Origin of the sequence: Staphylococcus sp. HMSC34C02 (assembly GCF_001838705.1) — a bacterium.
GTDB classification, from domain to species: domain Bacteria; phylum Bacillota; class Bacilli; order Staphylococcales; family Staphylococcaceae; genus Staphylococcus; species Staphylococcus borealis.
The window spans coordinates 14,739-29,053 of record NZ_KV838565.1; the positions used below are offsets into that span (position 1 = coordinate 14,739).

Consider the following 14,315-nt stretch of genomic DNA (forward strand, 5'->3'; position numbering starts at 1 on the left):
AAAAGTTAGATATGTCCCGTCTCGTCAATTATGAAAATAATTCCTAATAGGCTTTATTTTATAGTTTATTCAATAACTTCGGCTTCTTCAGTTTCAGTAACTGGTGTTTCCGCTTTATCGTATTTAACGTCGCTATAACGTCTCATACCAGTACCAGCTGGAATTAACTTACCGATAATAACGTTCTCTTTAAGTCCAAGTAAGTCATCACGTTTACCTTTGATAGCTGCATCTGTAAGCACACGTGTTGTTTCTTGGAATGACGCTGCTGATAAGAAGCTTTCTGTTTCAAGAGAAGCTTTAGTAATACCAAGCAATACTGGTTTAGCTGTTGCTGGACGTTTACGTTCTTTAAATGCTTCTCTGTTTGCATCTGTAAAGTTATGAATATCAACCAATGAACCAGGTAATAACTTAGTATCGCCAGCTTCAATGATTCTAACTTTACGTAGCATTTGTCTTACCATTACTTCAACGTGTTTATCGTCGATTTCTACACCTTGCATACGATAAACTTTTTGAACTTCTTTAAGTAAGTAGCTTTCAGTTGCATTTAAACCAGCAACGGCTAAGAAGTTCTTAGGCTCGATTGAACCTTCTGTTAACACTTCACCACGTTCAACTGATTGACCGATTTCTACTTTCAATCTAGAAGTACCTGAAGCTAAGTAAGATCTTGTTTCATTAGCACCTTTAACAACAATTTCTTGTTGACGGTCTTTAGCTAATTTAATATCTTCAACGACACCTTCGATTTCAGTAATCACGGCTTGACCTTTAGGATTACGTGCTTCGAAAATCTCTTGGATACGAGGAAGACCTTGAGTGATATCGCTTCCTGCTACACCACCTGTATGGAATGTACGCATTGTAAGTTGGGTACCAGGTTCACCGATTGATTGTGCAGCGATTGTACCAACTGCTTCACCCACTTCAACTTTTTCACCTGTTGCAAGGTTTTTACCGTAACATTTTTCACAAACACCGTGACGTGTGTTACAAGTAAATGCTGAGCGGATGTACATTTGTTCAATGCCTGCATCAGTGATTTTCTTAGCAATTTCAGCTGTAATTAATTCATCTGGACGAATGATAATTTCATCCGTTTCAGGATGACGAATTGTTTCTTTAGAGTAACGTCCTTCAATACGTTCGATGAATGGTTCGATCATTTCTGTACCTTCTTTGATATCAGAAACGAGTAAACCACGATCTGTACCACAGTCTTCTTCACGAACGATAACATCTTGTGCAACGTCAACAAGACGACGAGTAAGGTAACCAGAGTCAGCTGTTTTAAGGGCTGTATCGGCAAGACCTTTACGCGCACCGTGAGTAGAGATGAAGTATTCTAATACCGTTAAACCTTCACGGAATGAAGATGTGATAGGTAACTCGATAATTTTACCTGATGGAGCGGCCATTAAACCACGCATACCAGCTAACTGAGTAAAGTTAGATGCGTTACCACGGGCACCAGAGTCACTCATCATGAAGATTGGGTTTGTTTTCTCAAGTGATTGCATTAATTCGCCTTGAATTTGATCTTTGGCATCTGTCCAAATTTCAACAACCGCATTATAACGTTCATCTTCAGTAATTAAACCACGGTTAAATTGTTTAGATACGCGTTCAACTAATTTTTCATGTTCATCTAAGATATCTTGTTTATCTGGAAGTACAACAATATCTGCTACACCAACAGTAATACCCGCTTTAGATGAGAATTTGAAACCTAAATCTTTCATACGGTCAAGCATCATAGATGTGTCAGTGATGCTAAATCTATTGAAGACTTCGGCAATAATATTACCTAAGAATTTTTTATTGAATGGTTCAATAAGTTCTTGTTCTTCAAAGTAAGCTTTAAGTCCACCTTCACCTAATTGAGTTGGATCAATAAAGTATTTATCCGGTGTTTTACCTTCAAGATTAGTTTGGCTAGGTTCATTAATAAATGCGAATGAATCAGGAATGATTTCATTGAAGATCACTTTACCTACTGAAGTAGCTAAAATTTTGTTGTTTTGAGCTTCTGTAAATGTAGGGTTATTAAATGATTTCGCATGCACACCAATACGAGTGTGTAAATGTACATAACCATTTGCATATGCTTTAAGCACTTCATTAGTATCATTAAAGATTGTGCCAGTGTTTACTGCATCTTTACGTTCTAAAGTAAGGTAATAGTTACCTAGTACCATATCTTGTGATGGTGTTACAACAGGTTTACCATCTTTAGGGTTCAAGATGTTTTGCGCAGCTAGCATTAACATACGTGCTTCAGCTTGTGCTTCTTTAGATAAAGGAACGTGAACAGCCATTTGGTCACCGTCAAAGTCCGCGTTGTAAGCTGTTGTTACAAGTGGGTGAAGACGGATAGCACGACCTTCAACTAATGTAGGTTCGAATGCTTGGATACCTAATCTGTGAAGTGTAGGTGCACGGTTAAGTAATACAGGATGTTCTCTGATAACATCTTCTAATACGTCCCAAACTTCATCGTCCATACGTTCAATTTTACTTTTAGCGTTTTTGATGTTCGTAGCAATTTCACGTTGAACTAATTCTTTCATTACGAATGGTTTGAACAATTCAAGGGCCATTTCTTTAGGTAATCCACATTGATACATTTTCAAGCTTGGTCCAACTGCAATAACTGAACGACCTGAATAGTCAACACGTTTACCAAGTAAGTTTTGACGGAAACGACCTTGTTTACCTTTCAGCATATGTGAAAGAGATTTCAATGGTCTGTTACCTGGACCAGTAACTGGACGACCACGACGACCGTTGTCAATTAAAGCATCTACAGCTTCTTGTAACATACGTTTTTCGTTTTGAACGATGATGCCAGGAGCACCTAAGTCTAATAAACGTTTCAAACGGTTGTTACGGTTAATTACACGACGGTATAAGTCATTTAAATCACTTGTTGCGAAACGTCCACCATCTAACTGAACCATTGGACGGATTTCTGGTGGAATAATTGGAAGTACATCTAAAATCATCCATGCTGGGTTATTACCAGAGTTTCTGAATGATTCAACAACTTCTAAACGTTTAATCGCACGTGTCAATCTTTGACCTGTTGCAGATTCTAATTCGTCACGTAATGATTTTAATTCTTCGTCTAAGTTGATTTCTTCTAATAAATCTTTAATACCTTCAGCACCCATTTTAGCGACAAATTGGCCTGGATATTTATCATAATAATCTCTGAATTCAGCTTCAGATAGTAAAGATTTTTTCTCTAAGCCAGTTGGGCCTGGATCTACAACAACATATGAAGCGAAGTAAATCACTTCTTCTAATGCTCTAGGAGACATGTCTAATAAAAGACCCATACGACTTGGAATACCTTTGAAATACCAAATATGTGAAACTGGAGCAGCTAATTCAATGTGTCCCATTCTTTCACGACGTACTTTAGATTTAGTTACTTCTACACCACATCTGTCACAGACCATGCCTTTGTAGCGTACACGTTTGTACTTACCACAACTACATTCCCAGTCTTTTGTAGGTCCAAAAATTCTTTCACAGAAAAGACCATCTTTTTCTGGTTTCAATGTACGATAGTTGATTGTTTCTGGTTTTTTTACTTCACCGTATGACCATGAACGGATTTTTTCAGGTGAGGCTAAACCGATTTTCATATAATGGAAATTATTTACATCAATCAAGGAGCCTACCTCCTTCAATTTAGATTAGCTGTGCTATTTGATTGATTTACATCTATTGAAACTAAAACAAGTCATTATGAATATAGGGAGGAAATCAGTACGATTTATCCATGTTTCAGAATTAAATCGAACTGAGTTTCATATCCCTTATGTTAGATAACTTCTATTTCTAATTAGTCAGTAGTTTCTTTTTGTGTTTCAGGAACATCTTTTTGTTGTAAATCTACTTTGCGCTCAGTTGCATCTTCATCATCAACATCCGCCATTTCGATTTCATTATCATGTTCATCCATAACTTTGACATCTAAACCTAAACTTTGTAATTCTTTCATCAATACACGGAATGATTCTGGAACACTTGGTCTAGAGATGTTTTCACCTTTAACGATAGCTTCGTAAGTTTTAACACGTCCTACAGTATCGTCAGATTTGTAAGTTAAGATTTCTTGTAATGTGTAAGCAGCACCATAAGCTTCTAGTGCCCATACCTCCATCTCACCAAAACGTTGTCCACCGAATTGTGCTTTACCACCAAGTGGTTGTTGCGTTACAAGTGAGTATGGACCAGTTGAACGCGCATGAAGTTTGTCGTCAACCATGTGTGCAAGTTTAAGCATGTACATAACACCAACAGAAATACGATTATCGAATGGTTCACCTGTTCTACCATCGTATAAGACTGTTTTACCGTCACGCGCCATACCTGCCTCTTCGATTGTTGACCATACATCATCATCGTTCGCACCATCGAATACTGGAGATGCAACATGGATGCCTAAGTTTTTAGCAGCCATACCTAAGTGTAGTTCTAATACTTGTCCGATGTTCATACGAGATGGTACACCAAGTGGGTTTAACATGATATCGATTGGACGTCCATCTGGTAAGTAAGGCATATCTTCTTCAGGTACAATCTTAGAGATAACCCCTTTGTTACCGTGACGACCACACATTTTATCCCCAACGTGGATTTTACGTTTTTGTACGATGTATACACGTACTAATTGGTTAACGCCTGGTGATAAAGTATCATCGCCTTCTTCACGATTAAACACTTTAACATCAAGAACGATACCACCGGCACCGTGAGGTACACGTAATGATGTATCACGTACTTCACGTGCTTTCTCACCGAAGATAGCATGTAATAATCTTTCTTCAGCTGTTAATTCAGTCACACCTTTAGGCGTTACTTTACCTACTAAGATGTCACCGTCTTTAACTTCAGCACCAACGTAGACAATACCACGATCATCTAAGTTTTTAAGTGCATTTTCTGACACGTTTGGAATGTCACGAGTGATTTCTTCAGGTCCTAGTTTAGTATCACGCGCTTCTGATTCATATTCTTCAATATGAATTGAAGTATAAACGTCATCTTTAACTAGACGTTCACTCATAATAACAGCATCCTCATAGTTGTAACCGTCCCAAGTCATGAAACCAACTACAACGTTACGTCCTAACGCCATTTCACCTAATTCCATAGATGGTCCGTCAGCTAAAATTTCATTGTACTCAACAACGTCGCCAACTGTAACAATTGGACGTTGGTTATAACACGTACCTGTATTTGAACGTTTGAATTTAGCTAATGGATAGCGATCTAATTCACCTTCATGTTCAATGCCGTTCTCTTCTACTAATCGACGAACTAAGATTTCTTTAGATTCAACATGTTCAACACGACCTCTATGTTTAGCAGTAATTGCAGCGCCTGAGTCACGTGCAGCAACGTGTTCCATACCTGTACCAACAAATGGTGCTTCAGTGTTCATCAATGGTACTGCTTGACGTTGCATGTTCGCACCCATTAAGGCACGGTTAGAGTCATCGTTTTCAAGGAATGGAATACATGCTGTCGCAGCTGATACTACTTGTTTTGGAGATACGTCCATGTAGTCCATTTTCTCTTTGGCCATAACTGTGTTATTACCACGGAAACGACACACTACTTCATCATCTAAGAAACGGCCATTTTCATCTAAGCGAGAGTTCGCTTGGGCAACTACATAGCTATCTTCTTCATCAGCTGTTAAGTAGTCGATTTGATCTGTAATAGAGTTAGTGTCTAAGTCTACTTTACGATATGGTGTTTCAATGAAACCAAATTCATTCACACGTGCATAACTTGAAAGTGAGTTGATCAAACCAATGTTTGGTCCCTCTGGTGTCTCGATAGGACACATACGTCCATAGTGAGAGTAGTGAACGTCACGCACTTCCATTTGAGCACGTTCACGTGTTAAACCACCAGGTCCTAGGGCAGATAGACGACGTTTATGTGTTAACTCAGCTAACGGGTTAGCTTGGTCCATGAATTGTGATAATTGAGAGCTACCGAAGAACTCTTTAATAGAAGCAATTACAGGACGAATATTAATTAATTGTTGTGGTGTGATTGAATCTGTATCTTGAATTGACATTCTTTCACGCACAACACGTTCCATTCTTGATAAACCGATACGGAATTGGTTTTGTAATAATTCACCAACTGAACGTAAACGACGGTTACCTAAATGGTCAATGTCGTCTGTATAACCAATACCATTTAACAAGTTAAAGAAATAACTCATTGACGCAATGATATCTGCTGGTGTAATACATTTAACTTCTGAATCAGGTAAAGCATTACCAATTAAAGTAGTTGTACGACCTTCTTCATCATTTGGAACGTAAACTTTAATTGATTGAATTTCAACAGGTTCATCAATAACTGTACCTTCTAATTCAAACACTTCACTATTAGCATTTGTTTCTAAAACTTCCATAATTTCGTCTAATTTACGACGATCTAATACTGTACCTTCTTCAGCAACAATTTCACCAGTTTCGCTATTGACGATTGGTTCTGCTAATTTTTGGTTAAATAAGCGGTGTTTTAAGTGTAACTTTTTATTTGCTTTGTAACGACCAACACTTGCTAAATCATAACGTTTAGGGTCGAAAAAGCGTGAATATAATAAACTTTTCGCATTTTCAACTGTTGGTGGCTCACCAGGACGTAAACGTTCGTATATTTCTAATAATGCTTGTTCAGTATTTTCAGTGCTGTCTTTTTCAAGTGTATTACGTAAGTATTCACTGTCTCCTAATAAATCAATAATTGATTGATCGTGAGAGAAACCTAAAGCACGTAATAATACTGTTAACGGTAATTTACGTGTTCTATCAATACGTACATATACTACATCTTTCGCATCCGTTTCATATTCTAACCATGCACCACGGTTAGGAATAATTGTTGCATCGTAGTTTTCACGACCGTTTTTGTCAATTTTCTCATTGAAGTAAACGGATGGTGAACGTACTAATTGAGACACGATTACACGTTCTGCACCATTGATTACAAATGTACCTGTATCTGTCATTAATGGGAAGTCACCCATGAATACTTCTTGTTCTTTAACTTCGCCAGTTTCTTTAATTATTAGACGTACTTTAACACGAAGAGGTGCAGCATAAGTAGCGTCACGGTTTTTTGATTCTTCTAAATCATATTTTGGTTCACCTAATCGATAATCTACAAATTCTAATGAAAGGTTACCTGTGAAATCTTCAATTGGAGAGATATCACGGAACATTTCTAATAAACCTTCTTTTAGGAACCAGTCGTAAGATTTAGTTTGAATTTCTATTAAGTTTGGTAATTCTAATACTTCTGAAATTCTCGCATAATTTCTACGTTTACGATGTCTTCCATATTGGACAACTTGACCTGCCAAACAGATTCACCCCTCAAATATTGTGTGATGAACCAATACGCATGAAAATTTCGTATAACAAGACAAAAAGAAAACGGCAACACAGTTGATGACACCATTTTCGATTCTACATTTATTCTTGTTTATCATACTCTTTTCGCGTAAAAGTACACACTTATTGAACATAAATTTTTACATTTTATAACTATATCAGAATACACTTTTGAAATCAACCTTTTCGGCTTTTCAAAATGTAGTATCCCTTGTTCTTATTAACAATTTCGACATTATTAAAAATCTCTTCCATTTTCTTCTTAGCAGAAGGCATACCCTGTTTCTTTTGGATCACAACGTACAACTCACCTTGAGCATTGAGCTGTTGATATGCTTCTTCGAAAATACGATGAACAACTTCTTTTCCAGCTCTAATAGGAGGATTTGTTAGCACATAATCGAAATGACAATCCTTCAATTGCGATAAACCATCGCTTTCCTTAATAATGACGTTATCAATTTGATTTGCTTTTTTATTCTTTTCAGCAAGACTTAACGCACGATGATTAACATCAACCATGGTAATTTGATGATGCGGTGAAACTTTAGCAATCATTAATCCAATCGGGCCATAGCCACACCCGACATCAGCAATTGCTTTACTTGGACCAGGAGGATGTTCATTTAAAAAGGTTTGTACTAAAGTATCTGATCCAAAATCTACTTGCGCTTTTGAGAATACGCCTGCATCTGTAGTTAGATTTAATTGATGTTTATGGTAATGATAGTGAATGACTCTTTCATCACTTTGTACATCAGGATTTTCATCATAATAGTGTCCCATAACGCCACCTCTTTTTTTCATTGTTCATCTTTATTTTACTAGAAAATGAAGTAAAACCCCGTTATCGTGATAACGGGGTTTTAATTTCTCAAAGAATTCAAGTTAATTATATCAATGTACTGTTATAAATACATCGAATATACTAACTTTCGATATTAAGTTAAGATACTAGAATTATTTTAATTCTACAGTAGCTCCAACTTCTTCTAATTGTTCTTTAAGTTTTTCAGCTTCTTCTTTAGCAACGCCTTCTTTGATTACTTTAGGAGCGTTATCTACTAATTCTTTAGCATCTTTTAAGCCTAAGCCAGTTGCTTCTTTAACTGCTTTAACAACTTTGATTTTTGAAGATCCAGCTGAAGTTAACTCAACGTCAAATTCAGTTTTTTCTGCTGCTGCGTCTCCGCCACCAGCTGCACCAGCTGCTGCTACAGGAGCTGCTGCTGTTACACCAAATTCTTCTTCAATTGCTTTTACTAAATCGTTTAATTCTAATACTGACATTTCTTTAATTGCTTCAATGATTTGTTCTTGATTAGCCATTTTATATTTCCTCCAATTATTTTAAAATTTTATGCGCAATTATTCAGCGCTTTCTTCTTTTTGTTCTCCAACAGCTTTAACCGCATAAGCGAAGTTGCGTACTGGAGCTTGTAATACTGATAAAAGCATAGAAACAAGACCATCGTGTGAAGGTAATGAACCAACAGTTTTAACTTCTTCTGCTGAAATAAGGTTACCTTCCATAACGCCTGTTTTGATTTCTAAAGCTTCATGTTCTTTAGCAAATCCTGCGATAACTTTCGCTGGTGCTACTACATCTTCAGTTGAAGTTGCAACAGCTGTAGGACCTGTTAAGAATTCATCTAAGCCTTCGATACCTGCTTGTTCAGCTGCACGACGAACCATAGTGTTTTTATAAACTTTATATTCAACACCAGCTTCACGTAATTGTGAACGTAATTCAGTTACTTCTGCAACAGTTAAGCCACGGTAGTCGACGATAACAGTTGAAACTGAATTTTTAAGTTGTTCAGCAATAACATCAACTTGTTGTTTTTTAGCTTCGATAATAGCAGACATTCAGACACCTCCATTTTTATTTTTGGTGCTTTTTAAATTTCTCAATAAAAAAAGCACTTTCTACCCACGGCAAAAAGCGCTTGAAAGATCATTTATATGATCACACGTTCAAGTCAATTTTAGCCTCGGCAGGATGATGTTTTAAGTTAATGGTTAACTCCTACTGTCTTAGGTAAAATAATCACAATAAATAATATAACCTCATTGTTGTAATATGTCAATAACTTTTTCAATTTTTTTGTAATCAACCGAGCAAAAGTTATAGTCATTGTAGAAATTAAGCGTTATGTTACATCCACATACGACCACTAATGTTTATAGATGACTTTTAATAGCCTGTGCATACAGATGTTTTACGCGTCATCTTCATGCGACACTTTTTACAGGACTTAATTTATATCTATACATAAAAATAACCTGCGACTTTCAAAAAGTCACAGGTTCTATTTTCAATAAGTTTACACTTAATTATAATTTGAATGATGAAGTATCAATTTTAACTCCAGGACCCATTGTTGTAGTTACAGCAACAGATTTGAAGTAAGTACCTTTAGCTGATGATGGTTTAGCTTTAGCTAAAACATCTTGTAACGTTTTGAAGTTTTCAACTAATTTTTCATCGCTAAATGAAACTTTACCGATTGAAGCATGTACAATACCAGCTTTTTCAGCACGGTATTCAACTTTACCAGCTTTGATTTCTTCAACAGCTTTTTTAACGTCCATAGTTACTGTACCAGTTTTAGGGTTTGGCATTAAACCTTTAGGTCCTAATACACGACCTAATTTACCAACTTCGCCCATCATGTCTGGAGTAGCTACTACTACGTCAAAGTCGAACCAACCTTGTTGGATTTTTTGTACGTATTCAGATTCACCTACGTAATCTGCGCCTGCTTCTTCTGCTTCAGTGATTTTGTCACCTTTAGCAAATACTAATACACGTTGTGATTTACCAGTTCCGTTTGGTAACACTACTGCACCACGGATTTGTTGGTCATTTTTACGTGTATCAATTCCTAAACGGAAAGCAACTTCAACTGATGCGTCAAAGTTAGCAATGCTTGTTTCTTTAGCTAAGCTGATTGCTTCTTCAACACTATAGTGTTTAGTACGATCAACTTTATTAGCTGCTTCTTGATACTTTTTACCTTTTTTAGCCATTTATTGTTCCTCCTTTAGTGGTTTTAGCGGAATTTCCTCCCACGCTTACTTGTGTCTAACACAAGTTAAGAGCAGATAACAGATGAATGTCTAATGTTTGAGTAATCTCATAAGAAATTACTAGTCATCCAGACCAATCATAGACAATATTGTCGTTGTCATTTCTGTTACCTGCTATCGTCTATCAGTTTATTTCAAAATTAAACTAACTTAATATTCTTTAATTATTGTACAGTGATACCCATACTACGTGCAGTACCTTCGATAATACGCATAGCTGCTTCTTCGTCTGCAGCATTTAAGTCTTGCATTTTAGTTTGAGCAATTTCACGTACTTGATCTTTAGTTACTGTAGCAACTTTAGTTTTGTTAGGTTCACCAGAACCTTTTTCTACGCCAGCTGCTTTTTTAAGTAGTACTGGAGCCGGTGGAGTTTTAGTAATGAATGTAAATGAACGATCTTCATAAACACTGATTTCTACCGGAATGATTAAACCTGCTTGTTCTTGCGTACGTGCGTTGAATTCTTTACAGAATCCCATGATGTTCACACCTGCTTGACCTAATGCTGGACCAACTGGTGGTGCTGGGTTCGCTTTACCTGCAGGAATTTGTAATTTAACTACTTTTTCTACTTTTTTAGCCACGATGTGCACCTCCTTGATATCGTGATGTGGTCACAGGGCTCAGTTTTGCCCTCCCACTCATAAACATTTCGTGACGAAATGAGCGCTATAAAAACGCGACCACATTATTTTAACACTGAACCAACTTAAAAAGCAATAGTAAAATTTCATCTTTTTAGTTGTTCAATATTTTTCCATAATTACTTGATTATAATTTTTCGATTTGATCAAATTCAACTTCAACTGGTGTTTCTCTTCCGAACATATCAACCAATACTGTTAATTTGAACTTGTCAGGTTCAATCTCTTGAACTTCTCCTACTTGATTAGCAAATGGTCCAGATTTAATACGAACTTGTTCACCGACATCTAATTCAACATCAATTGTTTTTTCTTTCAATCCCATTTGTTTCAAGATGAATCTCATTTCTTCAGGAAGTAATGGATTTGGTTTAGAACCTGCACCAGCTGAACCAACGAATCCTGTAACACCTGGTGTATTACGTACTACATACCAAGATTCATCAGTCATTACTAATTCTACAAGTACATAACCAGGGAATGTTTTTTTAAGTAGTTTTTTAGCTTTCCCATCTTTAACTTGTGTTTCTTCCTCTTCAGGTATGACAACTCTAAAAATCTGTTCTGTCATATTCATTGATTCTACTCTTTTTTCTAAATTCTTCTTAACCTTGTTTTCATATCCAGAATACGTATGCACAGCATACCAACGCTTTGCGCCAACCTCTTCAGACATGTTGTCACTCCTTATTCTTATCTAAATAATTCAATTAAATTACCAATACCTATATCTAACACCCAGAAAAAGACCATAAAGAAGATTACTGTAGAAACTACAATCACAGTATATTTAAAAAGTTCTTCTTTTGTTGGCCAACTTGTTTTTTCCATTTCACTTTTAACGCCTTGGAAGAAACTATCTTTTTCTTTGTTTGTGCCCTTATCTTTAGCCATCAAAATTACCTCCATACTCACAGTTAGTTAACCGCTACCTCTAATCGTAATAGTTCCACTATTATTTAGACTCTTTGTGAATCGTATGCGCATTACATCTCGAACAATATTTTTTTAATTCTAATCTCGTTGCAGAAGTTTCTTTTTTCGGTACATTATAGTTTCTTGTACCACAAACTTCACAAATTAAAGGTACTTTTTTCAATTCAGTTCACCTTTGCTCATTTTAATACCAGTATACTATACATAAATCAAACATTAAATGTCAAACTAGCACCGCTATATAAATGCTATTACAACTTACTAATGATGCTTCAATAAATAACACTTCATTTTTATTTTACAACGTTGAATACTATTGTAAACCACTTTATCTTTAATACCTAAATGTTTCGCAATTTCATTAGGCGTATAATCAGACATTAGTAATTGTGCTACGCAACGTTCAAACTGACTTAGTGCTGTTAAACTACGCGTTAGCATTTTACGTTGCTCATGTAACATACATGCTTCTTCAATACGTTTGATAGATTGGTTCAATCTATATTCGATGACATAGTCATTAATCATACTATCTCGTTTATTCATTTCGGTATACTTTCTTCTCCAAAAATCATTTCGCATTGAACGTACAATACAGTTTAAATAATGTTCGAAAGGAACATTCGTACTAAAATCAAATGTATGGAGTGCTAGGTAAATTCTGATTAGTGATTCTTGTACTAAATCTTCTATTTCTTCATTCTGTACTCTAGAACTTTTAAACTTTTGAATAAGCTTCGGTTGTATATGATTTACTATTTCTATAAATAATCTTTCTCGTTCGAGACTGCAATGACTATTTTGAAACGCTTTAAATGTCTCCTCTAGTTGTTTGAATTGATGCGCCATAAACCTTCCCTTTCAAATTAAGTTAGAGAAAGTTTATACGATGTTATTTTCAAAAGACAAGTGGGCAATTTCAATCTTTGTTATGATTCCCGCGTCTTATTTTTTCAAATTCTGCTAATACATCATTTGATAATGAAATTCGAGTTCTTGGTTTACTTTCTGTGAAATTATCCAAAGACTTACTGACCGTGATTTCATTCTCTCTTAAATCACGCCACATTTCTCTCGAAGATACTCGATATGCGCCAGCACCAAATATGGCATGTTGCTCACTCATATCACTCGTTACAACGGTAATATGTGTTGTGTGTTTGTTATATAGGTTATAAACATAACGTTCGATATAGCTATCTGCTGTTTCTTTTTCTTTAGTAAATACTGTTTTTACACCATGATAAATGTATTCTCTTTCTATACCTGATTGTTCATATGCATCAAACACACATACAACTTCATCAGCGACAACAGCATTATAGTTAGCAATGGCATCTAATAATTGTTCGCGTGCTTCTTGCAAATTATGCTTTGCAATCTTACCGAGTTCCGGTGACTGTCCAATCATATTGTAGCCATCAATAATTAAATATCTATCTTTCATGCGTTGTCCTCAATTTGATGACGTTTACGATAGACCTCATACATCATTAGACTCGCAGCTACAGATGCATTAAGGCTATTCACATGTCCAACCATTGGTATCTTGATGTAAAAATCACATTTATCTTTAACTAATCTACTCATACCTTGACCTTCACTACCTATAACGATAGCTAATGGCATATCCGCCGCCATATCTCTATAGTCTGTGGCATTATCCGCTTCAGCACCAGCCACCCAGTAGCCATGTTCCTTTAATTCATCAATGGTTTTAGCTAAATTTGTAACACGCATAACCGGAACGTGTTGGATCGCACCAGTGGATGCTTTAGCTACAGTTTGTGTCAGCGCAACTGAACGTCTTTTAGGAATAATAACACCATCAACACCACTAGCATCTGCCGTTCTTAATATTGAACCTAAGTTATGTGGGTCTTCCAAGCCATCTAAAATTACAACCGTTGATAAACCTTCTTTATCTTTTTGCGATTGTATAAATTGATCGAAATCCGCATATTCATATGGGGCAATCAGTGCAGCGACACCTTGATGAGGTGCATTTGCTAAATTATCTAATTTGGATTTTGGCACAGTTTGCACAATTAATTTTTGTGCTTTTGCATTTTGTAAAATATCATTAATTTGTTGCTTTCTAATACCTTCTTGAATCCAAATTTTATTAATTGTATGGCCAGAAACAATCGCTTCTTTAACAGCATGTCTACCGACAATAACGATATCTTCCACTGTC

Annotated in this window: 13 protein-coding genes and 1 other annotated feature; all 13 genes read right to left on the reverse strand. The window is 36.1% G+C overall.

Annotated features, from left to right (window positions below; translation table 11 throughout):
- Window positions 1–65 precede the first annotated feature (65 nt).
- Window positions 66–3,659 carry a DNA-directed RNA polymerase subunit beta' gene (rpoC, locus tag HMPREF3239_RS02705; RefSeq protein ID WP_174841861.1) on the reverse strand — a complete coding sequence of 1,198 codons (3,594 nt, stop codon included), beginning with the start codon at window positions 3,657–3,659 and terminating at the stop codon, window positions 66–68.
- A gap of 200 nt (window positions 3,660–3,859) precedes the next feature.
- Window positions 3,860–7,411 carry a DNA-directed RNA polymerase subunit beta gene (gene rpoB / locus HMPREF3239_RS02710; RefSeq protein ID WP_070854629.1) on the reverse strand — a complete coding sequence of 1,184 codons (3,552 nt, stop codon included), beginning with the start codon at window positions 7,409–7,411 and terminating at the stop codon, window positions 3,860–3,862.
- Window positions 7,412–7,619: 208 nt separating this feature from the next.
- Window positions 7,620–8,228 carry a class I SAM-dependent methyltransferase gene (locus tag HMPREF3239_RS02715; RefSeq protein ID WP_070854630.1) on the reverse strand — a complete coding sequence of 203 codons (609 nt, stop codon included), beginning with the start codon at window positions 8,226–8,228 and terminating at the stop codon, window positions 7,620–7,622.
- A gap of 174 nt (window positions 8,229–8,402) precedes the next feature.
- The gene (gene rplL, locus HMPREF3239_RS02720) at window positions 8,403–8,771 is read right to left on the reverse strand and encodes a 50S ribosomal protein L7/L12 (protein ID WP_011276720.1); all 369 of its coding nucleotides are present in this window, start codon (window positions 8,769–8,771) and stop codon (window positions 8,403–8,405) included.
- A 39-nt stretch (window positions 8,772–8,810) separates the two neighbouring features.
- Window positions 8,811–9,311: a 50S ribosomal protein L10 gene (gene rplJ / locus HMPREF3239_RS02725; RefSeq protein ID WP_053031024.1), complete on the reverse strand. Its 501-nt coding sequence runs from the start codon at window positions 9,309–9,311 to the stop codon at window positions 8,811–8,813.
- Window positions 9,312–9,349: 38 nt separating this feature from the next.
- Window positions 9,350–9,502: a sequence feature (ribosomal protein L10 leader region), on the reverse strand.
- Window positions 9,503–9,779: 277 nt separating this feature from the next.
- Window positions 9,780–10,475, reverse strand: a complete 696-nt coding sequence (gene rplA / locus HMPREF3239_RS02730) for a 50S ribosomal protein L1 (RefSeq protein ID WP_011276724.1) — start codon at window positions 10,473–10,475, stop codon at window positions 9,780–9,782.
- Between the two features lie 224 nt (window positions 10,476–10,699).
- The gene (gene rplK, locus HMPREF3239_RS02735; protein ID WP_001832298.1) at window positions 10,700–11,122 is read right to left on the reverse strand and encodes a 50S ribosomal protein L11; all 423 of its coding nucleotides are present in this window, start codon (window positions 11,120–11,122) and stop codon (window positions 10,700–10,702) included.
- 187 nt (window positions 11,123–11,309) lie between these two features.
- Window positions 11,310–11,858 carry a transcription termination/antitermination protein NusG gene (gene nusG / locus HMPREF3239_RS02740; protein WP_053031020.1) on the reverse strand — a complete coding sequence of 183 codons (549 nt, stop codon included), beginning with the start codon at window positions 11,856–11,858 and terminating at the stop codon, window positions 11,310–11,312.
- Between the two features lie 17 nt (window positions 11,859–11,875).
- Window positions 11,876–12,076 carry a preprotein translocase subunit SecE gene (gene secE, locus HMPREF3239_RS02745; protein ID WP_011276726.1) on the reverse strand — a complete coding sequence of 67 codons (201 nt, stop codon included), beginning with the start codon at window positions 12,074–12,076 and terminating at the stop codon, window positions 11,876–11,878.
- A gap of 61 nt (window positions 12,077–12,137) precedes the next feature.
- The gene (gene rpmG / locus HMPREF3239_RS12000) at window positions 12,138–12,281 is read right to left on the reverse strand and encodes a 50S ribosomal protein L33 (RefSeq protein WP_080365550.1); all 144 of its coding nucleotides are present in this window, start codon (window positions 12,279–12,281) and stop codon (window positions 12,138–12,140) included.
- A 98-nt stretch (window positions 12,282–12,379) separates the two neighbouring features.
- Window positions 12,380–12,967, reverse strand: coding sequence for a sigma-70 family RNA polymerase sigma factor (locus HMPREF3239_RS02750; protein WP_070854631.1), 588 nt, complete (start codon window positions 12,965–12,967; stop codon window positions 12,380–12,382).
- A gap of 70 nt (window positions 12,968–13,037) precedes the next feature.
- A complete protein-coding gene (locus tag HMPREF3239_RS02755) occupies window positions 13,038–13,565 on the reverse strand; it encodes an NYN domain-containing protein (protein ID WP_053031016.1) in 528 nt (175 codons plus the stop codon).
- Complete coding sequence (rlmB, locus tag HMPREF3239_RS02760; protein WP_070854632.1) at window positions 13,562–14,311, reverse strand: 23S rRNA (guanosine(2251)-2'-O)-methyltransferase RlmB; 750 nt, start codon at window positions 14,309–14,311, stop codon at window positions 13,562–13,564. Before rlmB ends, HMPREF3239_RS02755 begins: the two co-directional genes overlap by 4 nt.
- Between the last annotated feature and the right edge of the window lie 4 nt (window positions 14,312–14,315).